Origin of the sequence: Streptomyces sclerotialus (genome assembly GCF_040907265.1) — a bacterium.
Lineage (GTDB): Bacteria > Actinomycetota > Actinomycetes > Streptomycetales > Streptomycetaceae > Streptomyces > Streptomyces sclerotialus.
In genome coordinates this window covers 1,239,470-1,261,183 of the sequence record NZ_JBFOHP010000002.1, presented here as the reverse complement: position 1 = coordinate 1,261,183, position 21,714 = coordinate 1,239,470, and the positions used below count along the sequence as shown (strand labels likewise).

Annotated in this window: 18 protein-coding genes; 16 read left to right on the top strand and 2 right to left on the bottom strand. The window is 72.9% G+C overall.

The features are described 5' to 3' along the window. Positions 1–85: 85 nt before the first annotated feature. The 15 genes from AAC944_RS05670 to AAC944_RS05600 all read left to right on the top strand — a co-directional run bounded on the left by AAC944_RS05670 (position 86) and on the right by AAC944_RS05600 (position 19,423). Positions 86–916: a pectate lyase gene (locus AAC944_RS05670; RefSeq protein ID WP_030611212.1), complete on the top strand. Its 831-nt coding sequence runs from the start codon at positions 86–88 to the stop codon at positions 914–916. 162 nt (positions 917–1,078) lie between these two features. After that, positions 1,079–1,747 carry a GntR family transcriptional regulator gene (locus tag AAC944_RS05665; RefSeq protein WP_030611215.1) on the top strand — a complete coding sequence of 223 codons (669 nt, stop codon included), beginning with the start codon at positions 1,079–1,081 and terminating at the stop codon, positions 1,745–1,747. Further along, on the top strand, positions 1,744–2,655 hold the full coding sequence (locus AAC944_RS05660) for a dihydrodipicolinate synthase family protein (RefSeq protein WP_030611218.1): 912 nt from the start codon (positions 1,744–1,746) through the stop codon (positions 2,653–2,655). The genes AAC944_RS05665 and AAC944_RS05660 overlap by 4 nt, the downstream gene beginning before the upstream one ends. Next, positions 2,652–4,373 carry an L-arabinonate dehydratase gene (araD, locus tag AAC944_RS05655; RefSeq protein WP_030611220.1) on the top strand — a complete coding sequence of 574 codons (1,722 nt, stop codon included), beginning with the start codon at positions 2,652–2,654 and terminating at the stop codon, positions 4,371–4,373. The genes AAC944_RS05660 and araD overlap by 4 nt, the downstream gene beginning before the upstream one ends. A gap of 104 nt (positions 4,374–4,477) precedes the next feature. After that, complete coding sequence (locus tag AAC944_RS05650; protein ID WP_030611223.1) at positions 4,478–5,443, top strand: carbohydrate ABC transporter permease; 966 nt, start codon at positions 4,478–4,480, stop codon at positions 5,441–5,443. Then, entirely contained in the window at positions 5,440–6,285 is an 846-nt protein-coding gene (locus AAC944_RS05645; protein WP_051871545.1) for a carbohydrate ABC transporter permease, read from the top strand. Before AAC944_RS05650 ends, AAC944_RS05645 begins: the two co-directional genes overlap by 4 nt. Next, on the top strand, positions 6,282–7,469 hold the full coding sequence (locus tag AAC944_RS05640; RefSeq protein WP_030611227.1) for a Gfo/Idh/MocA family protein: 1,188 nt from the start codon (positions 6,282–6,284) through the stop codon (positions 7,467–7,469). Before AAC944_RS05645 ends, AAC944_RS05640 begins: the two co-directional genes overlap by 4 nt. After that, on the top strand, positions 7,466–8,320 hold the full coding sequence (locus AAC944_RS05635; RefSeq protein ID WP_030611231.1) for a DUF6807 domain-containing protein: 855 nt from the start codon (positions 7,466–7,468) through the stop codon (positions 8,318–8,320). Before AAC944_RS05640 ends, AAC944_RS05635 begins: the two co-directional genes overlap by 4 nt. Further along, positions 8,317–9,912, top strand: a complete 1,596-nt coding sequence (locus tag AAC944_RS05630; protein ID WP_030611234.1) for a glycoside hydrolase family 43 protein — start codon at positions 8,317–8,319, stop codon at positions 9,910–9,912. The genes AAC944_RS05635 and AAC944_RS05630 overlap by 4 nt, the downstream gene beginning before the upstream one ends. Positions 9,913–9,946: 34 nt before the next feature. After that, positions 9,947–11,923 (top strand): pectinesterase family protein, encoded by a 1,977-nt coding sequence (locus AAC944_RS05625; RefSeq protein WP_030611237.1) that lies wholly within the window; start codon positions 9,947–9,949, stop codon positions 11,921–11,923. Positions 11,924–11,960: 37 nt separating this feature from the next. After that, positions 11,961–13,310 (top strand): ABC transporter substrate-binding protein, encoded by a 1,350-nt coding sequence (locus AAC944_RS05620; RefSeq protein ID WP_030611240.1) that lies wholly within the window; start codon positions 11,961–11,963, stop codon positions 13,308–13,310. Next, complete coding sequence (locus AAC944_RS05615) at positions 13,307–14,113, top strand: rhamnogalacturonan acetylesterase (protein ID WP_030611243.1); 807 nt, start codon at positions 13,307–13,309, stop codon at positions 14,111–14,113. Before AAC944_RS05620 ends, AAC944_RS05615 begins: the two co-directional genes overlap by 4 nt. Further along, complete coding sequence (locus AAC944_RS05610; protein WP_051871546.1) at positions 14,110–15,405, top strand: pectate lyase family protein; 1,296 nt, start codon at positions 14,110–14,112, stop codon at positions 15,403–15,405. Before AAC944_RS05615 ends, AAC944_RS05610 begins: the two co-directional genes overlap by 4 nt. A 126-nt stretch (positions 15,406–15,531) precedes the next feature. Then, positions 15,532–16,464, top strand: a complete 933-nt coding sequence (gene bdeA / locus AAC944_RS05605) for a bis(hydroxyethyl) terephthalate hydrolase (protein WP_030611248.1) — start codon at positions 15,532–15,534, stop codon at positions 16,462–16,464. A gap of 91 nt (positions 16,465–16,555) precedes the next feature. Continuing rightward, a complete protein-coding gene (locus AAC944_RS05600; RefSeq protein ID WP_368396911.1) occupies positions 16,556–19,423 on the top strand; it encodes a LuxR C-terminal-related transcriptional regulator in 2,868 nt (955 codons plus the stop codon). 167 nt (positions 19,424–19,590) lie between these two features. Here AAC944_RS05600 and AAC944_RS05595 read toward each other — a convergent pair whose 3' ends face one another. Next, the gene (locus tag AAC944_RS05595) at positions 19,591–20,484 is read right to left on the bottom strand and encodes an alpha/beta hydrolase fold domain-containing protein (RefSeq protein ID WP_030611252.1); all 894 of its coding nucleotides are present in this window, start codon (positions 20,482–20,484) and stop codon (positions 19,591–19,593) included. After that, entirely contained in the window at positions 20,481–21,038 is a 558-nt protein-coding gene (locus AAC944_RS05590; protein WP_030611254.1) for a quercetin 2,3-dioxygenase, read from the bottom strand. Before AAC944_RS05590 ends, AAC944_RS05595 begins: the two co-directional genes overlap by 4 nt. A gap of 138 nt (positions 21,039–21,176) precedes the next feature. On the opposite strand from AAC944_RS05590, the gene AAC944_RS05585 reads away from it, so the two are divergent. After that, complete coding sequence (locus AAC944_RS05585; RefSeq protein WP_030611256.1) at positions 21,177–21,620, top strand: MarR family winged helix-turn-helix transcriptional regulator; 444 nt, start codon at positions 21,177–21,179, stop codon at positions 21,618–21,620. Positions 21,621–21,714: the final 94 nt, after the last annotated feature.

The following is a 21,714-nucleotide window of genomic DNA, read 5'->3' as shown; positions in this document are numbered from 1 at the left end:
AAAACTTCCCGGCTTCCGGCAACCCCTTCCGCCTCCGGTGGCGACAGCACGGCGTAGGTCTCACCCCCACCGAAGGAAACGGGACATGACATCAGCACAGCGGCCCGCCGGCCGCCACCGCAGGACCATCGGCCGCCGCAGGGCGGTGCTCGGCGGCGTCGCCGCGGCCGGGCTGACCGGCGCGGCGCTCCTCACGACGACGCTGACGGGTACGGCGAACGCCGCCGCGGACTGGCCGACGCCCGGCGGCAGCCAGGCCGTCAGCAAGACCATCGAGGTCTCCGGCACGTACGACGGGGGGCTCAAGCGCTTCTACGGCAGCGGTGACCTGGGCGGTGACGGCCAGGACGAGGGCCAGGACCCGATCTTCAAGCTGAAGGACGGGGCCGTGCTCAAGAACGTCGTCATCGGCTCGCCGGCCGCCGACGGCGTGCACTGCTCGGGCTCCTGCACGCTGCAGAACGTCTGGTGGGAGGATGTCGGCGAGGACGCCGCCTCCTTCAAGGGCACCTCCTCCGGCGCGACCTACACGGTCACCGGCGGCGGCGCGAAGAAGGCCGACGACAAGGTCTTCCAGTTCAACGGCGCGGGCAAGCTGAACATCAGCGGCTTCCAGGTCTCCGACTTCGGCAAGCTCGTCCGCAGCTGCGGCAACTGCTCGACCCAGTACAAGCGCACCATCAGCGTCAGCAACGTGGACGTGACGGCCCCGGGCAAGTCCCTGGTCGGCATCAACACCAACTACGGCGACACCGCGACGCTGAAGAGCATCCGGATCCACGGCGACAGCAGCAAGAAGATCAAGCCGTGCGTGCGCTACACGGGCAACGACGACGGTGACGAGCCGGTCGAGACGGGCAGCGGCCCGGACGGCACGTACTGCCGCTACTCGACGTCCGACATCTCGTACAACTGACCCTCGTAGCAGGGCAGTAGGCCGCGGGGCGGCCGCTCTCTCCCCGTTCTCTGTCAGAAGCGTTGACGAACCCCTTGGGGCGCTCTAGCTTCATCGCGTCGTACTTCATACGTCATATATGAGACGTGATGCGCGAGATATGAGAGCTGAGAGCGGCCGCCCATGACTTTCGCCCCCGCCCCGATCCCTTCCCGCACGCAGTACGTGCTCGAAGCGATCAAACACCGCATCCTCACCGGGCAGTTGAGCCCGGGACAGTCGCTGGTCGAAACCGAACTCGCGGCCCAGTACGGGGTGTCCAAGACGCCCGTACGCGAAGCGCTGAAGACCCTCGCGGGCACCGGCCTCGTGATCATGAGCCAGTACAAGGGCGCCACCGTGCGCATGGTCGACGCGGCCATGGCACGCGAGGTCTACGACGTGCGGCTGCTGCTGGAGCCGGAGGCGGTCCGCCGCACCGTACGCGGCGCCGCCTCCGTCGAGGCCGCCCGTACGGCGCTGACCCGGGCCGCCGAGGCCGCCGACCCGGCCGACCGGTCGCTCGCCAACCGCGACTTCCACCGCGCGCTCTACCTGCCCTGCGGCAACCCGCTGCTGGCCCGGATGCTCGACGAGGTCCGTGACCAGGCAGCGCTCGTGTCGACCGTCGCCTGGGCCGCCGTGCCCTCCTGGGAGCGGGAGGCCGCCGAGCACGAGGAGATCCTCCGGCTGGCCATGGACGGCGACGCCGACGGTGCGGCCCGCGCGGTCCACGCCCACATCGCCTCCTTCGTCGAGCGGGCCTTCCCCGCGACGGACGAGACCCCCGCCGGAGAAGGAGCGCAGGCATGACAGCGACCGCATTCGAGGCCCACCGTGCGGCGCTCGCCGACGTCGTGGCCATTCCGGTCACCCCCTTCACGGCGACCGGCGCCCTCGACACCGAAGCCCACCGCGCCCTGCTCCGCCGGCTGCTCGACGGCGGCGTCCGCACCCTCACACCGAACGGCAACACCGGCGAGTTCTACGCCCTCACCCCCGACGAACGCCGCGCCGTCACCGAGCTGACCGTCGAGGAGGCGGCGGGCCGGGCCACCGTCCTGGCCGGGATCGGCCACGACGTGCCGACCGCCGTGGCCTCGGCGCGGCACGCCCGCGACGCCGGTGCCCAGCTGGTGATGGTGCACCAGCCCGTCCACCCCTACGTCTCGGAGGACGGCTGGGTCGACTACCACCGGGCGATCGCCGAGGCCGTACCCGAGCTGGGCGTCGTTCCCTACCTCCGCAACGCGGCCCTGTGCGGCGGCCGGCTCGCCGAACTCGCCGACGCCTGCCCCAACGTCATCGGTGTGAAGTACGCCGTCCCGGACGCGGCACACTTCGCCGCCTTCGCGCGGGACGCAGGGCTCGACCGCTTCGTGTGGGTCGCGGGCCTCGCCGAGCCGTACGCCCCCTCGTACTTCTCGGCCGGTGCCACCGGCTTCACCTCCGGGCTGGTGAACGTCGCACCGGCCGTGTCGCTGAACATGCTCGAAGCCCTCCGGAGCGGCGACTACCCGGCCGCCATGAAGATCTGGGAGCAGATCCGCCGCTTCGAGGAGCTGCGCGGCGCGAACGGCTCCGCCAACAACGTGACCGTGGTCAAGGAGGCGCTGGCCTCGCTCGGCCTGTGCCGCCGCGACGTCCGCCCGCCGAGCAGGCCGCTGCCCGAGGGCGAGCGCGCCGAGGTCGCCGCCATCGCCGCCGGGTGGTCGGTATGAGACGCCCGGAGGAGCTCAGAAGCCACCAGTGGTACGGCACCGAAGGCCTGCGCTCCTTCAGCCACCGCGCCCGCACCCGGCAGCTCGGCTACCTGCCCGAGGAGCACCTCGGCAAGCCCGTCATCGCGATCCTCAACACCTGGTCCGACATCAACCCCTGCCACCAGCACCTGCGTGACCGCGCGCAGGCCGTCAAGCGCGGGGTGTGGCAGGCCGGCGGCTTCCCGCTGGAGTTCCCGGTCGCCACGCTCAGCGAGACCTTCCAGAAGCCCACGCCGATGCTGTACCGCAACATGCTGGCGATGGAGACCGAGGAGCTGCTGCGCTCGTACCCGGTGGACGGCGCGGTGCTGCTCGGCGGCTGCGACAAGTCCACGCCCGCGCTGCTGATGGGCGCCGCCAGCGCCGACCTGCCCACCGTCTTCGTGCCTGCCGGGCCGATGCTCCCCGGGCACTGGCGCGGCGAGACGCTCGGCTCCGGAACCGACATGTGGAAGTACTGGGACGACAAGCGTGCCGGGATCATCGGCGACTGCGAGCTGGCCGAGCTGGAGAGCGGGCTCGCCCGCTCGCCGGGCCACTGCATGACCATGGGCACCGCGTCCACGCTGACCGCGGCCGCCGAGGCGCTGGGCGTCACCGTGCCCGGCGCCTCCTCGATCCCGGCCGTCGACTCCGGGCACGACCGGATGGCCGCGGCGTCCGGCCTCCGGATCGTCGACCTGGTCCGCCGGGACTTACGGCTGTCGCATCTGCTGACCGCCGAGGCCTTCGCGGACGCGGTCACCACCGTCCTCGGGCTCGGCGGCTCGACCAACGCCGTGATCCATCTGATCGCGATGGCCGGGCGGGCCGGTGTCCGGCTCACCCTGGACGACTTCGACCGTCTCGCCCGCGAGGTGCCGGTGCTCGCCAACGTCCGCCCCGGCGGCGGCCCGTACCTGATGGAGGACTTCCATTTCGCCGGCGGCCTGCCCGGCTTCCTCTCCCGGATCACCGACCTGCTCCACCTGGACCGGCCCACCGTCGCCCACCCGAGCATGCGGGAACAGCTCGCCGGTGCCCGGGTGCACAACGACGACGTCATCCGCACCCGCGCCAACCCGGTCGCGGCCGAAGGCGGCGTGGCGGTGCTGCGCGGCAACCTCTGCCCGGACGGCGCGGTCATCAAGCACATCGCCGCCGAGCCGCACCTGCTGAAGCACACCGGCCCCGCCGTCGTCTTCGACGACTACCGGGCGATGCAGCGCACGATCAACGACCCGGCGCTCGGCATCACCGCCGACCACGTGCTCGTGCTGCGCAACGCCGGGCCCAAGGGCGGCCCCGGCATGCCCGAGTACGGGATGCTGCCGATCCCCGACCACCTCCTCAAGCAGGGCGTCCGGGACATGGTACGGATCTCCGACGCCCGGATGAGCGGCACCAGTTACGGCACCTGCGTGCTCCACGTGGCGCCGGAGTCCTACGTCGGCGGGCCGCTCGCGCTGGTCCGCACCGGCGACCTGATCAGCCTTGACGTCGCGGCGCGCGTTCTGCGCCTGGACGTGTCCGACGAGGAGCTGGCACGGCGCCGCGCCGCGTGGAGCCCGCCGCCGGAGCGGTACGAGCGCGGCTACGGCGCGTTGTACGCCGAGCAGATCACCCAGGCCGACACCGGCTGTGACTTCGCTTTCCTGGCTCGCCCCGGCACGGTGCCCGACCCGTACGCGGGCTGAGCCGCGCCCGGCGCCCGCTCCTGACACCTTCCGCTCGGCACACCGTCACGGTCGACATCTCGAACACTGTCCTGCTTTCCGGTTCCCCAGAACGGAGAAGAGTCATGGCCCAAGCCGCAGCCGTGGCCGAGTCACCCCCCAAGAGCCGCCACGGAACCGGGGCGCCGCCGCCCGGCCGCCGCCGCGGCACCGGAACCAATCCCCGGCGGCTCCCGTACCTGCTGATCGCGCCCGCCGCGCTGCTGATGCTGGGCTTCATCGCCTACCCCGTGCTCAGCGTCTTCTGGACCGCCCTCCAGCACTCCAACCCCACCAAGCCGTGGCGGAACGGCTTCGCCGGACTGGACAACTTCACCGAGATCTTCACCGACGACACCCTCTTCTGGGGCACCCTGACCTTCAGCCTCAAGTGGGTCGTCGTCGAGGTCGGCCTCCAGCTGCTGTTCGGACTGGCCCTCGCGCTGATCGTCAACCAGACCTTCGCCGGCCGGGCGCTCGCCCGCGCGCTGGTCTTCTCACCCTGGGCCGTCTCCGGCGTCCTCACCTCGGCGATCTGGGTACTGCTCTACAACTCCCAGACCGGCATCAGCCGTTACCTCGCCGACGCGGGCATCGGGGAGTACGGCACCTCCTGGATCTCCGACACCGCCACCGTCTTCCCGGCCGTGGTCGTCGCCGACCTCTGGCGCGGGGTGCCGTTCTTCGCCATCCTCATCCTCGCCGACCTCCAGTCCGTCTCCAAGGACCTCTACGAGGCGGCCGAGGTGGACGGCGCGAGCAGGTTCCGGCAGTTCTTCCACATCACCCTGCCGCACCTGAAGGACGCCATCATCCTCTCCACACTGCTGCGCGCGGTGTGGGAGTTCAACAACGTCGACCTGCTCTACACACTGACCGGCGGCGGCCCGGCGGGGGAGACCACCACCCTGCCGCTCTACATCGCCAACACCTCGGTCGACGCGCACAACTTCGGCTACGCGTCCGCACTGACCACCGTCGCCTTCGTCATCCTGCTCTTCTGCTCACTCGTCTACCTGCGGCTCAGCAAATTCGGAGGTGACGACAAGTGACCACACTGTCCCTCACCAGGAAACGGCGCGCCTGGGACCAGGCACCCCGCTGGCAGATCCACCTGCCGCTCGCCCTCTACCTCCTCTTCACGCTCGTCCCCTTCTACTGGATCCTGCTCTTCGCGCTCCGCCCGGCCGGCTCCACCTCCCTGGTGCCCTGGCCGATCACCTTCGAGCACTTCGCGAAGGTGTGGACCGAGCGCAGCTTCGCGACGTACTTCCAGAACAGCGTGCTCATCGGCATCGCCACCCTCGTACTGACCACGCTCGTCGCACTGGCCGGCGGCTACGCGCTCGCCCGCTTCGACTTCCGGGCCAAGAAGGGCTTCATGCTGGCCCTGCTGTGCTCCCAGTTCGTGCCCGGAGCGCTGCTGCTGGTGCCGCTGTTCCAGATCTTCGCCGAGCTGCGGATGATCAACTCGCTGGGCAGTGTCATCCTCGCGGAGACCGTCTTCCAGCTCCCGCTGTCCATGATCCTGATCAGCGGCTTCATCAAGAACGTGCCGTACGCGCTGGAGGAGGCCGCCTGGGTCGACGGCTGCGGCCGCCTCGAGGCCTTCCGCGTCGTCGTCCTGCCGCTGCTGCGGCCCGGCCTGGTCGCCGTAGGCTCCTTCGCCTTCGTGCACGCGTGGAACCACTTCCTCTTCGCGCTGATGTTCCTCAGCAACCAGGAGAAGCAGACCATCCCCGTCGGCCTGAACACCCTGATGGGCGCGGACAGCGTCGACCTCGGAGCGCTCGCCGCCGGCGGTGTCATCGCGGCCGTACCCGTTGTGATCGTCTTCGCGTACATCCAGAAGTGGCTGATCACCGGCTTCAGCGCGGGGGCGGTGAAGGGATGAGCGCCGCAGCCGCGCGACAGCCGCTGCCGGTCGTCCTCGTCGGCGCACGCGGCCACGGCCGCTGGCACCTCGCCAACCTCCGCCGGCTGACCGGCGCGGGCCTGGTCCGCCTCGCCGGTGTCTGCGACCTGACCCCGCTGACCGCCGCCGAACTCGACGGCTTCGGCCCCGTCGCGCAGTCCGACGACTTCGAGACGCTGCTCGCCGTCACGGAGGCCCGCGTCGCCGTCCTCTGCACGCCCATCCCCACCCACGCCGATCTGGCGCTGACCGCGGCACGGCACGGCGTCCACCTGCTCGTCGAGAAGCCGCCGGCGCCCTCGTACGCCGAGTTCCGGCGGATGGCGGACGGCCTCGCCGAGGCGGGCGTGGCCTGCACCATCGGCTTCCAGTCGCTCGGCTCGCACGCCCTCCCGGCCGTCCGCGCCCTGCTGGCCGACGGCGTGATCGGCGAGCCCACCGGCATCGGCGCCGCCGGAGCATGGGTGCGCGACGAGGCGTACTTCCGCCGCGCCCCCTGGGCCGGGCACCGCAGGCTCGACGGCACCGACGTCCTGGACGGCGTCCTCACCAACCCGCTCGCGCACGCCGTCGCCACCGCCCTCGCGCTGGCCGGCAGCACCGCGGCCGAGGACGTCGCGCGCGTGGAGACCGAACTCTTCCGCGCCCACGCCATCGAGTCCGACGACACCTCCTGCGTCCGCGTCACCACCGGAAACGGCAGCCGCGTCACGGTCGCCGCGACCCTGTGCGCCGAGACGGCCGGCGAGCCCTACGCCGTCGTGCACGGCAGCCGCGGCCGGATCACCTTCTGGTACAAGCAGGACCGCGTCCTGGTACAACGCGACGGCCACGCCCCCGAGGAGACCGTGCACGGCCGCACCGACCTGCTCGAAAACCTCGTCGCCCACCTCACCGACGGCACCCCGCTGCTCGTACCGCCCCCCGCCACCGGCGCCTTCATGCACGTCCTCGAAGCGGTGCGGAGCGCCCCCGACCCGGTGGCCCTCCCGCCGGACGCCTGGCACACCGCACCCGGCACCGGCACCACCGACGCCCGGAACTCCCTCCGCCGCGTCGTCCCCGGCATCGACGGCCTGGTGGCCGCCAGCGCCGACACCCTGTCCCTCTACTCCGAACTCGGCGCCCCCTGGGCGCTCCCGCAGGAGGTGCGCTCCGGATGACCGCGCCCCGCACGACCCCGCCCCTCACCCTGTGCTGCGCCGGACGTTCCGTCGCCCGGTACACCTACCGCCCCGGCCTCGCCGCCCGGCTCGCCCCGCGCCCGTACCTGCACCCCGTGACGACCCTGCGCGGCACCCCCGTCACCGAGCTGATGCCCGCCGACCACCCGCACCACCTCGGGGTGGGTGTCGCGGTGCCCGACGTGGCGGGCCACAACTTCTGGGGCGGCCGGACCTACGTACGCGACCGTGGTCCGACCGAGCTGGACAACCACGGCGTGCAGCGCCACACCGCCTTCAACCTCAGCGATCCGGACGGCTTCGTGGAGGAGCTGAGCTGGAGCGTGGGGGAGGACGAGCTCTTACGTGAACGCCGCACCGTGGCGGTCACCGAACTGACCGACACCGCCTGGGCGCTGGACTTCACCTTCTCCCTCACCAACACCACCCCCGGAACGGTCTCCCTCGGCAGCCCGGCGACCAACGGCCGCCCCGGCGCCGCCTACGGCGGCTTCTTCTGGCGCGCGCCCAAAGAGGCCGAGGCGCCCGAGGTGTTCACCCCCGACACCGAAGGAGAGGACGCCGTGCACGAGAGCCACGCCGACTGGCTCGCGCTCAGCGGTGCGGGATGGACGCTGGTCTTCGCCGGCGCCACCGAACCCACCCGCCGCGACCCCTGGTTCGTCCGTACCGCCGACTACCCCGGCGTCGGCTCCTCGCTGGCGTACGGCGAGCGGCTGCCGGTGCCCGCGGGCGACACCGTCGTACGCCGGATCGTCACCATAGTCGCCGACGGCCGGCCGGACCGCGGCGAGGCGGCGGCGCTGGTCCGGAAGGCGGTGACGGCATGACCGCCGCCGACCGCACCCCGGCCGCCGCCGACCGGCACGCCGCCTGGCTCTCCGCCGACCGCGGCGACGGCACCTACCGCAACCCCGTCCTCGCCGCCGACTGGTCCGACCCCGACCTCGTCCGCGTCGGTGACGACTACTACCTCACCGCCTCCAGCTTCGGCCGCGCCCCGGGCCTGCCGCTGCTGCACTCCCGCGACCTGGTCAACTGGACACTGGCCGGACACGCCCTGGAACGGCTGGAACCGGCGGAGGCGTTCACCGTGCCGCGCCACGACTGCGGCGTGTGGGCGCCCTCGATCCGGCACCACGACGACCGGTTCTGGATCTTCTGGGGCGACCCGGACCACGGCATCTTCCAGGTCAACGCCGAGGACGTACGCGGGCCGTGGACCCGGCCGCACCTCCTCAAGGCAGGCAAGGGGCTGATCGACCCCTGCCCCCTGTGGGACGAGGAGACCGGCGAGGCCTACCTCGTGCACGCCTGGGCGAAGTCGCGCTCCGGCATCAAGAACCGGCTCACCGGCCACCGCATGCGGCCCGACGCCACCGGCCTGCTCGACGAGGGCACCACGCTCGTCGACGCCGACCGCATCCCCGGCTGGTTCACCCTCGAAGGCCCCAAGCTCTACCGGCACGACGGCTGGTTCTGGATCCTCGCACCCGCCGGGAGCGTGACGACCGGCTGGCAGGGCGCCTTCCGCTCGCGCGGCTTCTTCGGCCCGTACGAGGAGCGCGTCGTCCTCGCCCAGGGCGACACCGACGTCAACGGACCGCACCAGGGCGGCTGGGTACGCACCCCGGCCGGCGAGGACTGGTTCGTGCACTTCCAGGAGCTGGGCGCGTACGGGCGTCTCGTACACCTCCAGCCGATGCGCTGGGACGCGGCGGGGTGGCCGGTCATGGGGGAGGACGGCAGCCCGGTACGGGAGCACCGCAAACCGGCCCTCCCGCCGCAGGCGCCCGCCGCACCGGTCATGGACGACGACTTCCCCGGCGGGCGGTACGGCCGCCAGTGGCAGTGGACCGCCAACCCCGCGGAGGGGTGGACACAGCACCACTCCGGCGACGGGCTGCGGATCGCCTGCGTCCGCTCCGCCGACGCGCACGACCTGCGCCGCCTGCCGCACGTCCTCACCCAGCGGCTGCCCGCCCGGCCGGTCACCGTGGAGGTCGGACTGCGGCTGGACAGCACCGAGCCGGGCGCCAGGGCGGGGCTCGCCGTGCTCGGCGACGCGTTCAGCTGGATCGGGCTGGAGCGCGGCGCTGACGGCACTGTTCGGCTCGTCCACCGGTTCGCCGAGTCCGTCGCCGAGGCGGAACGGGACGCCGCGTACTCCGCTCCCGCGCCGGACGGCAGCGCCCGGCTGCGGATCACCGTCGGCCCGGAAGCCCGCTGCCGTTTCGCCGCCGACACCGGTGCCGGCTGGACCCCGTACGGGCAGGTCTTCGCCGCCCTGCCCTGGCGGTGGGTCGGTGCCCTGCTCGGCCTGTTCGCCACCGCACCCGCCGACCCGGACGGTACTGGCGCGGGACCGGCCGGTACCGCGCTCTGCACCCACTTCCGCATCGCCCCCGCCGCGACCGGCTGAGGCCGCCGCCACCCATCGCCTGTTGGGAGCCGTCATGCCGTACCTCCGTAGCAAGCGCTTACTGGCCAGAGTCCTGGCCGCCGCCACCGCACTGGGAGCGGCGCTGGCCCTCGGCCCGCACACTCCGGCCGGGGCCGCAGCGCCCCGGGACCAGCACACGTCCGTCCATGACCGGTGGGCCGACCGGCCGCACGGCTTCGCCTCCCTCGCCGGCGGCACCACCGGCGGCGCGGGCGGCAAGGTCGTCACCGTCCGCACGCAGGCCGAGCTGGCCGCGTACGCCGCAGCCGACGAGCCGTACATCATCCGCGTGGCAGCCGCCATCGAGGTCGCGCCGTTCGGCTCGGACATCGTCGTCGCCTCCGACAAGACGATCGTCGGCGTCGGCACCAGCGGCGAGATCGTCCACGGCGAGCTGCACCTGAACCCCGGTACGCACAACGTCATCATCCGCAACCTCACCATCCGCGACTCCTACGTGGAGGGCGACTGGGACGGCAAGACCACGGACTTCGACGCCATCCAGATGGACTCCGTGCACCACGTCTGGATCGACCACAACCGCTTCACGCGCATGGGCGACGGACTGCTCGACGTCCGCAAGGACAGCCAGTACGTCACCGTCTCCTACAACCGTTTCGACACCCACAACAAGGCGTTCGGCATCGGCTGGACCGACAACGTCAAGACGCAGATCACCATCGACCACAACTGGTTCCGCGGCACCAAGCAGCGCAACCCGTCCGCCGACAACTGCGCCTACGCCCACCTCTACAACAACTACCTCTCCGCGCAGGTCGACGACGGCGACCCCGTGTGGACCTACGGCAACTGGGCGCGCGGCCGCACCGAGATGGTCATCGAGAACAGCTACTACGACGGCGTCCAGCACCCCTACCAGGCCGATGACACCGCGGAGCTGGTGCAGCGCGGCTCGGTGCTGAAGCACACCACGGGGCGGCACGACACCCGGGGCACCGCCTTCGACCCGCGCGACTTCTACCGCTACCGGCTCGACCCGGCGTCCGCCGTGCCCGCCCTGGTGAAGAAGTTCTCCGGACCGCAGAAGACCCTCGGCACCGACACCGTCCTCCACGTACCGGCGGACTACCCGACCGTGCAGGCCGCGGTGGACGCCGTACCGGCCGGCAACGACGGCGCGGTCACGCTGGCGCTGGCCCCCGGCACCTACCGCGAGCAGGTCCGCGTCCCGGCCACCAAGCCGTACCTCACCTTCCTCGGCACCGGCGACGACCGCGCCGACACCGTCATCGTGTACGACACGCCCAACGAGTACGGCGGCTCCTCCGGCAGCGCCACCGTGCTGCTCGCCGCGCACGACACCACCGCGCGCCACCTGACCTTCGTCAACGACTTCGACGAGGCCGCGCACGACCTGAAGAGCGAACAGGCCCTGGCGGTGAAGACGACCGGCGACCGCATCGTCTTCGAGGACACCGCCTTCAAGGGCAACCAGGACACCCTGATGACGGACAGCCCCGAGCTGGACGCCATCAGCCGGGTCTACGTCCGCGACGCGTACATCGAAGGCGACGTCGACTTCCTCTACGGACGCGCCACCACCGTCGTCGAGGACTCCGTCATCAAGGCGCTGAGCCGCGGCTCGGACACCAACAACGGCTACATCACCGCCCCGTCCACCTGGAAGAACAACCCGTACGGCTTCCTCGTCACCGGCTCCCGCATCGTCAGTGACGCGCCCGCCGGGACGTTCCACCTCGGCCGCCCCTGGCACCCGGGCGGCGAGCCGGACGCGATCGGCAAGGTCCTGATCCGCGACACCGAACTGCCCGCCGCGGTCAAGGCCTCGCCGTGGACCGACATGGGCGGCTTCTCCTGGCGTGACGCCCGCTTCAGCGAGTACCGGAACCACGGCCCGGGCGCGGCGGTCACCGCCGACCGGCCGCAGATGAGTGACGCCGACGCCGCCCGCCACGAGGTGGCCGACCACCTGAACGGCACGGACGGCTGGGCCCCGTACCGCCGCTGACAACCCACCCACCCGCGCAGACAGAAATGAGCCGACCATGACCATCTTCCGTAAGCCCGGCAGACCCCGCGGTACCGCGGCACTCGCCCTGACCGCCGTCCTCGCCCTCACCGCCACCGCCTGCGGCGACGACGGCAGCGGCGTCGCGGGCGAGGCCGGAGCCGAGGGATCCGGCAAGGGCACGATCACCTTCTGGGACAACAACGGCGGCGTCCGTACCGACATCTGGAAGGAGATCATCAAGGACTTCGAGAAGGCGAACCCCGACATCAAGGTCGACTACGTCGGGGTCGCCGCGACCGAGGCGCAGTCCAAGTACGACACCGCCATCCAGGGCGGCGGCCTCCCCGACGTCGGCGGCATCGGTGCCGCGATGCTCGCCGGCATCAGTGCACAGGGCGCGCTGGAGCCGCTCGACAAGCGCCTCGCGGACAGCTCGCTCGACGGCAAGCTGAACACGCGCATGGTGACGAGCGTCCGCTCGGCCGCGGGCGGCAAGCAGCTCTACACCGTGCCGATGCACGCCACCAACGGCGTGCTGTACTACCGCACCGACCTGTTCAAGGCCGCCGGCCTGCCCGCGCCCACCACCTGGTCGGCGTTCTACGAGGCCGCCGAGAAGCTCACCGACAAGGGCGGCAACAAGTTCGGCTACACCATCCGCGGCGGCGCGGGATCCATCGCGCAGGCGCTGGACGCCATGTACGGCCAGTCCGGTATCACCAGCTTCTGGAAGGAGGACGGCCTCCACACCACCGTCAACGACCCGAAGAACGTCGCGGCGCTGGAGAAGTACGTCGCGCTCTACAAGAAGAACACCCCGGCGGCCGACATCAACAACGACTTCACCAAGATGGTCGCCCAGTGGGACAGCGGCGAGATCGGCATGCTCAACCACAACATGGGCTCCTACCAGGACCACGTGAAGGCGCTCGGCACGAAGAAGTTCCGCGGCATACCGAACCCCACGCTGGACGACGGCACCCGGGTGATGGTGTCCAACCCGGTCGACGGGCTCGGCCTCTTCAAGTCCGGCAAGAACAAGGCCGCCGCCTGGAAGTTCATCGAGTTCGCGGCCTCGCACGAAGCCAACAGCAAGTGGAGCGAGTCGGCCGGCACCATCCCGTCCAACCTCGAAGCGGCGAAGGACGACTGGGTGCAGGAGTCCGAGACCACCCGGCTCGGCGCCGAAGCGCTGAACAGCGACAAGACGAAGATCGTCGACCTGCCGTACTACCTCCCCGACTGGAACACCCTCTCCAAGGCCGACAACGAACCCGCCTTCCAGAAGGTGCTGCTCGGCAGGACCACGCCGAAGGCGTTCCTGGACTCGCTCGCCGACCAGTTCGACGCGGCACAGGCCGAGTGGAAGCAGCAGGACAAGTGACACTCACCCGGCGCCGGGTGGCCGCGGCCCTCGCGGGGATCCCCCTCGCGCTCGCCGCGGCCCCGGCCGCCCTCGCCGCCTCAGGAGGCCGCCGCCGCATGCCCGCACTCCACCTCGCCGGCGACTCGACCGCCGCCCAGAAGTACGCCGACGCCGCACCCGAGACCGGCTGGGGCATGGCGCTGCCCTTCTTCCTGCACCCGGACGTGCCCGTCACCAACCACGCCGTCAACGGCCGCAGTGCCAAGAGCTTCATCGACGAGGGACGGCTGACCGCCGTCCTCGCCGTGCTGCGCCCCGGCGACCTCCTCCTCGTCCAGTTCGGCCACAACGACGAGAAGAAGGACGACCCCACCCGGTACACCGAGGCCTGGACCACGTACCAGGACCACCTGCGGCAGTACCTCGACGGGGCCCGTGACCGCGGCGCACGGCCCGTCCTGCTGACCTCCGTGGAACGCCGGCGCTTCGACGCCGGGGGCAACGCCCTGCCCACCCACGGCGAGTACCCCGCGGCGATGCGGGCCCTGGCCGCCGAGACGGACGTACCGCTGCTCGACATCCAGGAGCGGTCCCTCGCGCTGTGGCAGAAGCTCGGCCCCGAGGAGACCAGGACGTACTTCAACTGGACGGCGGACGAGCAGGACAACACCCACTTCAACCCGCCCGGCGCCATCGCCGTGGCCCGGCTGGTCGCGGCGGGGCTGGCCGAGGAGCGGCTGCTCGCCCCGCGCGGCGTACGCCGCCTCGACGACGAGATACCCACGTCCTGGATCACCTGGCCGGAAGGGAACGGCGCATGAGAACACGCGGCACGAGGAGACGTACCACCACCGCGGTCGCACTGGCGGGCTGCGCCGTGCTCGCGCTCACCGGCACCGGACCGGCCCACGCCACCCCGTCCGGCCGGGACGTCCTCCCCGCCCGCGACGGCTGGGCGTCCGCCGACGGCGGGACCACCGGCGGCGCGCGCGCCGACGCCGCGCACACCTACACGGTCACCACCTGGGACCAGCTGAGATCCGCCCTCGCCGACGACCCCGGCGCCCCGCGCATCATCAAGGTCAGGGGCATCCTGGACGCCACCGCCGCCGGCTGCGCGGCCTTCGAGGCCGACGGCTACGACTTCGACCGCTACCTCGCCGACTACGACCCCGCCGTATGGGGCCGCGACCGCCCCGTCAGCGGCGAACAGGAGGACCTGCGCGCCGCCTCGCAACGCAACCAGGCCGCGGCCGTCAAGGCGTACGTCCCCGCCGACACCACCCTCGTCGGCCTCGGCGCGCACGCCGGGATCACCGGCGGCAGTCTCCAGATCGAGAACACGGACAACGTCATCGTCCGCAACCTCACCGTCGAGAGCCCGCTGGACTGCTTCCCGCAGTGGGACCCCACGGACGGTGCGACCGGCGCCTGGAACTCCGAGTACGACAGCATGGCCGTCACCGGCTCCACCCACGTCTGGCTGGACCACAACACCTTCACCGACGGCGCGCACCCCGACAGCTCGCTGCCGTCGTACTACGGCGAGCTGTACCAGCGGCACGACGGCGAGCTCGACATCGTGCGCGGCGCCGACCTCGTCACCGCCTCCTGGAACGTCTTCACCGACCACGACAAGACCCTCATGATCGGCAACAGCGACAGCGCGGGCGCCACCGACCGCGGCAAGCTGCGCGTCACCCTGCACCACAACCTCTTCCGCGACGTGACCGAGCGCGCGCCCCGCGTCCGCTTCGGCAAGGTCGACGCGTACAACAACCACTACGTGGTGGGGGCGGGCACGGCGTACGCCTACAGCTTCGGCATCGGCATGGAATCCCGGCTGGTCGCCGAGAAGAACGCCGTCACCCTGCCGCCGGGCACCGGCGCCGGCCGGATCCTCAAGAAGTGGAAGGAGGCGCCGGTCACCGCGGAGGGCAACCGCGTCAACGGCCGCCCGGCCGACCTGATCGCCCTGCACAACGCGGAGTTCCCGGACCAGCAGCTGACGTCCGGCGCGGGCTGGACGCCCACCCTGCGGACCCGTGTCGACGACCCGCGGGCGGTCCCCGGCCTCGTCGGTCACAGGGCGGGCGCCGGCCGGCTGCGCTGACGGTGGCCGGGCGCGGCGGCCGGGCCGCCGCGCCCGCGCCAAGACCGGTGATTTCGCCGATGTGCGCGAGGCCGTACGGCACGAGAGTGACGGACGTCAGCGACCACAACCGAGAGGAACTCCGTCGTGCAGCAGCACAGCAGTGTGTCCGCCGGCACCCCGGACCGCCGTCAGCCGGGCCGGCTCAGAACCCGCCTGACGCGGTGGGGAATGGCCGGCCTCCTGGCAGCGGGCGGCCTGCTCGCCTCCCAGCCGATGGCGGCCCAGGCCGCGGACAACCCGTACGAGCGGGGCCCGGAGCCCACGGTCTCCAGCATCGAGGCGTCGCGCGGCCCGTACGCCGTCTCGCAGACCACCGTCTCCTCCCTGGGCGTCACCGGCTTCGGCGGCGGCACCATCTACTACCCGACCTCCACCGCCGACGGCACCTTCGGAGCCGTCGCCATCTCGCCCGGCTACACCGCCTACCAGTCGTCCATCGCCTGGCTCGGTCCGCGGCTGGCCTCCCAGGGCTTCGTGGTGTTCACCATCGACACGAACACCACGCTCGACCAGCCCGACAGCCGGGGCCGCCAGCTCCTCGCCGCGCTGGACTACCTCACCGAGCGCAGCTCGGTGCGCAACCGGATCGACAGCAGCCGCCTCGGCGTGATGGGCCACTCCATGGGCGGCGGCGGCACGCTGGAGGCCGCCAAGAGCCGTCCGTCCCTCCAGGCGGCGATCCCGCTGACCGGCTGGAACCTCGACAAGAGCTGGCCGGAGCTGACGACCCCGACCCTGGTCGTCGGCGCGGACGGCGACACGATCGCCCCGGTCGCGACCCACTCCGAGCCGTTCTACGAGAGCCTGTCCGGCTCACTGGACAAGGCGTACCTGGAGCTGAACGGCGCGTCGCACTTCACGCCGAACACCTCCAACACCACGATCGCCAAGTACAGCATCTCCTGGCTCAAGCGGTTCATCGACAACGACACCCGCTACGAGCAGTTCCTCTGCCCGCTGCCCCGGCCGAGCCTGACGATCGAGGAGTACCGCGGCAACTGCCCGCACACCTCCTGACCCCGGAGGCGGGCCGAGGTGCCGGTGAGGCCGGTGAGTTCGCCGGACGAAGGGGTTCCGTGAGCGTTTACACGCCAGTAACGTGGCGGACGTGACCGGACCGAAGACCGTGCGCAGTCCTCGCCGGATCCACGGCAGGGACACCGAACTCGCCGCCGCGCACACCCTGTCGAGCAGCCTGGAGCACGGCACAGGAGGCGCCCTGGTGTGCGCGGCGGGCCCCGGCCTCGGCCGCACCGCGTTCCTGGAACGCACCGTCCAGGACTTCCGGGCGGGCCGCGCCCTGCTGGTACGGGCCGCACCGGGAGACGCCACGCGGCCGTACGGAGGAATCCGCGCCCTCCTCCGTACGGCCGCCGAGGAATGGCCGGACGCCCGCACGGCGGAAGCCCCCGGCCCGGGACGCGAACGGGACGCCCTGTCCCGGCTGTTACGCACCGCGGGCGCCGGCCGCCCCCTCCTGCTCTGCGCCGACGACGTCCACCTGTGGGACGCGCCGACCCGCACGGAACTGGGCCGGGCCGCACACCACCTCCGCACCGCGACGGCCCCCGTCGGCCTGCTCCTCTCGGTCGCCGCCCACCGCGCGCACGACCACGCGCTCGCGGGCCTGCCCCGCGTGACCCTCGGCCCCCTCGACGGGCCCGCAGCGGCCGCACTCCTCGACGACCTCACCGAAGGCCGTGCAGCGCCGGCCGTACGGGAGGAACTGGCACGGGCGGCGGAAGGCAACCCCCGGCTGCTCGCCGAGCTCACCGCAGGCCTCACCCCGTCCCAGCTCTCCGGGCTCACGCCGCTGCCCCGGCCGCTCGCCGACCCCGCGACCCTGCTCCGCGCCCTGGGGGCCCGCCCGGCGGAGCTGCCGCCCGACACCCGCCGCCTCCTGCTGCTGGCCGCCGCCGCACAGGAACAGCACCCCGAAGGCCCCGGCGCCGACGCGGCACTCGTCCTGCGGGCCGCCGCGGCCGCCGGACTCGGAGCGGCGGCCCTGGCACCCGCGGAGACCGCGGGGCTGGTCCGCACCGCGGGGGAGCGCATCCACTTCGGCAGCGCACTGCTCCGCCGGGCCCTCTACGAAGCCGTGCCCCTCGCCCGGCGCCGGGCCGCGCACGCGCTGCTGGCATCGGCCGCCGAGGCCGACGGCGGCGGCCCGCCACGGCTGCCGCACCTGCTGCACCGCGCCCTGGCGGCCGACGGTCCCGACCCCGAACTCGCCGGCCGGCTGGCCGCGGCGGCCCGGACCGGCGGGCCCCACCTCACGCACGAGGAACGCTCGGTGGCGCTGGCCGTCTCGGCGCGTCTCACCGAGTACGGCACCGACCGGGCCACCCGGCTGACCGCTGCGGCCGACCACGCACGGCTCGCGGGCCGCCCCGGCCGCGCCCGCGACCTGCTCGCGCCGGTCCGCGCGCTGCCGGCCGCCGCGCCGGTCCGCGGCCACGCCGAACTGGTACACGGACTGCTGTCCCTGCGGGACGGCCCGGTCGCCGACGCCAGGGAAGAACTCCTCGTCGCGGCGGCCCTGCTCGGCCCGCACGACGCCACCGCCGCTCTCACCGCCCGCCTCGCCGCCACGGAGGCCGCCTGGGCGATGGGGGACGCCGCTGCGTACGTGGAAGCACTCGGCGGCGGACCGGAACGAACCGGCGCCCGCGGGGACGCGACCGCCGGCACTCCGGGACGCGGGGGCGACGCGGCCTCGGGCCCCTCCGGGCCCCTCCCCGAGGACTACCGCACCGGCATGGCCGCCGTGCTGAGCGGGCGGCTCGACGCGGGGATCGGGCCGCTGCGGCGGATGCTCGCCCGTACCGGGCGCGCCGAGGACCCCGAGGTGCTGTTGCGGGCCGGGGTCGCCGCGCTGGTCGTCGGCGACCTGGAGGCCGCCTGCCGGGTCAACGCGCGCGCCCTCGCGGCCGCACGCGCGCTGGGCCGCGCCACGCTGGTCCCGCAGGCCCTGGAGCACCTGGCCTACGGCGAGCTGCGGGCCGGCCGGCATCCGCGCGCCCGCGTCCACGCCGAGGAAGGGCTGCGGACCGCGCACCGCGCCGGACAGCGCAACATCGCGGCCCACCAGCACGCCATCCTGGCCCTGGTCGCCTCCGTCGAGGGCGACACCGACGCGCTGACCGCCCACGCCACGGCGGCCGCCGCCGTCGCGGGGCCGCACGGGCTGGTCCAGGTCGCCACGCTCACCCGCTGGGCGCTGGCCCGCGCCGACCTGGGCGCCGGCCGGGTCGACGAGGCAGCGGCCCGGCTCGGCCCGCTGGTCAGCCCCGGCCCCCGGCAGGGCCACTTCGCCGTACGCATGCTGGCCGTGCCCTGCTACGCCGAAGCGGCGGTACAGGCGGGTGAGACCGAAGCGGCCCGCGCCGCCGTCGAGGAGTTCGCCGTCTGGGCGGACCTCGGAGCCGACCCCGCCGCCCCCGCCCAACTGGCCCGCTGCCGCGCGCTGCTGGCCGGAACCGGCGGCGGCCGGGCAGCGGCGGCGGCCGACGCGTACTACGAGGAGGCCCGCGCGCGCCACGAGGACACCGTCAACGACTTCGAACGCGCCAGGACCCTGCTCCTGCACGGCAAGTGGCTTCGGCGCAGACGCCGCCCCGGCCCCGCCAGAGGCGTGCTGCGGGACGCGCTGGTCGCCTTCGAGGGGTGCGGCGCCCGCGCCTGGACCGAGCAGACCCGCGCCGAACTGCGCGCCACGGGCGACGCGCCCGCCACCGGGGAAGCGCCCGGCGCCGGACCGGCGGGTCCGCTCGCCGGTCTCACCCCGCAGCAGCTGCGCATCGCCCGCTGCGTGGCGGAGGGCGCCACCAACCGCGAGGTCGCCCTCCGGCTGTCCGTGAGCCCCCGGACCGTCGACCACCACCTGCGGAACGTCTTCGCGGTACTGGGCGTACGCTCCCGCCTGGAACTCGCCCGTCTCGTGGACCGCGCGGAGAAGTCCACCGCGCCCATGTGACCGGCCCCCGACGGACACGCCCTGGTCCGCGGGGCCCGCCGGCGCCTTCGCGAACGCGCCCGTGTCCTGCGTCACCCCGCTGCGGGTGTCGCTCGGGCCCCAGGCTGCTGCCGTGAGACGGACGGGGCCGGAGACGGACGGGGCCGCCTCCGGTCCACCGCGTCCGCTCAGGCCACCACGCGCCGGGCGAAGCGCAGCGACTCCGTGAAGACGTCTGCCACCTGGTCGTCGGCCGCCCCGTACCACCCGTGGTCGGCGCCCGGTACCCGCCGCAGCTCGGCCCGCGCGCCGGCGGCCTCCAGCGCCCCGGCGAGGGCCTCGCTGTGCGTGCACGACACCATCGTGTCCGCGTCGCCGTGCACGAGGAGGAAGGGCGGAGCACCGGCGTGCGCGTGGGCGACCGGACTGGCGTCCCGCGCCCGCTCCGGGCAGCCGGCCGGGGCCGCGCCGAGCAGCAGCGCTTCGGGCGTACGGGGATCGTGCGGGTCGAAGGCCCCGCGGGCCGCGGTCAGGTCGCTGGGCCCGTACCAGATGACGGCGCCGACGGGGGCCGGCACGGTGGGGCCGGGGGTGAGGGCGAGCAGGGAGGCGAGGTGGCCGCCGGCGGACTCGCCCCACACCACCGTCCGGCCGGTGTCGATGCCCAGCTCGGCGGAGCGGAGCGTGAGCCACCGCAGCGCGGCCCGCAGGTCGTCCAGCGGAGCGGGGAAGACGGCCTCGCCGCTGAGCCGGTAGTCGACGCAGGCGACCGCGAGGCCCGCCGCCGCGATGCGGGCGAACGGGCCCGGGTCCCAGTCCCGCGTCCGCGTCCCCATGTCGTCGCGCCGGCCGCGGCGCCAGGCGCCGCCGTGCACGAACAGCACCAGCGGGACGGGCCCGGGGACGCCCTCTTCGGGGAGCCAGGCATCGAGTTCCGGCGGACGGCTGCCCTCGGCCTCGGCGTAGGGCACCCCGCGCAGGACGCGCACGCCGGGCTCGGGGCGGGCCGCCGGCGGCAGCGGCGCGATGTCCGGGTGCGGCGCGGCGATCAGTTCCCGGACCGTCGGAGCGGTGCCCGTCACCGGGTCCGCCACTGGTGATCGGGGAGGAACCGTACGTCGTACTCCTGCGGCACCGTCCGGAACTTGTCCGGGGCGGGGACGACCGGCTCGCGCGGCAGGCCGAGTTGCTCGGCGGGCGCGCCGAGCGTTTCGAAGAACCGCTCGAAGGTGCCGCCGGGGCCGGCGGCGACGCCGACGACCTGGCTGTGGTGGCGCTCCATGCGGTAGGCGTGCCGGCAGTTCTTGGGCACGAAGCCGAAGTCGCCGGGGGTGAGCAGCTTCTCCTGCTGCTCGCCCTCGGTGTCCTCGACGAACAGCCGGACCGCGCCCTGGGTGATGTAGAAGACCTCGTGGGTGTCGGCGTGCACATGGGCCGGGATGAGGTCGCCCTTGGGGCCTTCGACGGTGAAGAAGTTGAAGGTGTTCTCGGTCTGCTCGCCGCCCGCGTACACGGTGATCAGGTCACCGAAGAGGTGTGCCCGGTCGCCCTCGCCCTTCTCGATGAAGTACGGCTTGCCGGGCTCGGCGGGGATGCGGGAGGCGCGCCGGTAGCGGGTGGCGTATTCGATGGTCATCGTCTCTCCTTGAACGGCGCCAAAGGTTGTCAGGCAGGCTGACAACCTCGATGTCAGGTAGACTGACATGGAAATCCGGTGTGTGGCAACCGGCCGCCCGGCGACGGTGTGGACGAGCGAGAGGAAAGGGAGGACGTGATGGCGGACACCCGGCGCAGCCTTCCGCAGCTGCTCGGCGACGCCCGGCGCTGGTTCGACGAGGGGCTGCTCGCGGCCATGGCGACGACCGGCGCGACACCGGTCTCCCTGCCTCAGCTCCAGCTCTTCGCCGTACTGGACGAGGCGGGCACCACGGTCTCCGAACTGGCCCGGCGCATGGGCGTCACCCGCCAGACCGCACACCAGGCCGTGCACGGCCTGGTCGCCGCCGGACTGCTGGAACAGACCGAGCACCCCACCTCCGCCCGGCAGCGCCTGATCCGGCGCACGCCGGAGGGCGCGCACGCGCACCAGCAGGCGGAACTGGTCCTCGAACGGCTGGAGGACCGGCTCGCCGAGCGCATCGGCCGGGAGGCGGCCGACGCCCTCCGCGCCGCCCTGGAAGCACCGTGGGGCGACCCGCCCGCACCGGGCCAGGCGTGAGCCGGCGACGATTCCGGCACCGGGCCCCGATATCGACTCCCGTACCGAGTCCGGTACGGCGTTGGGCCGAAGGCGGCGCGAAGCGGTTTTCGTT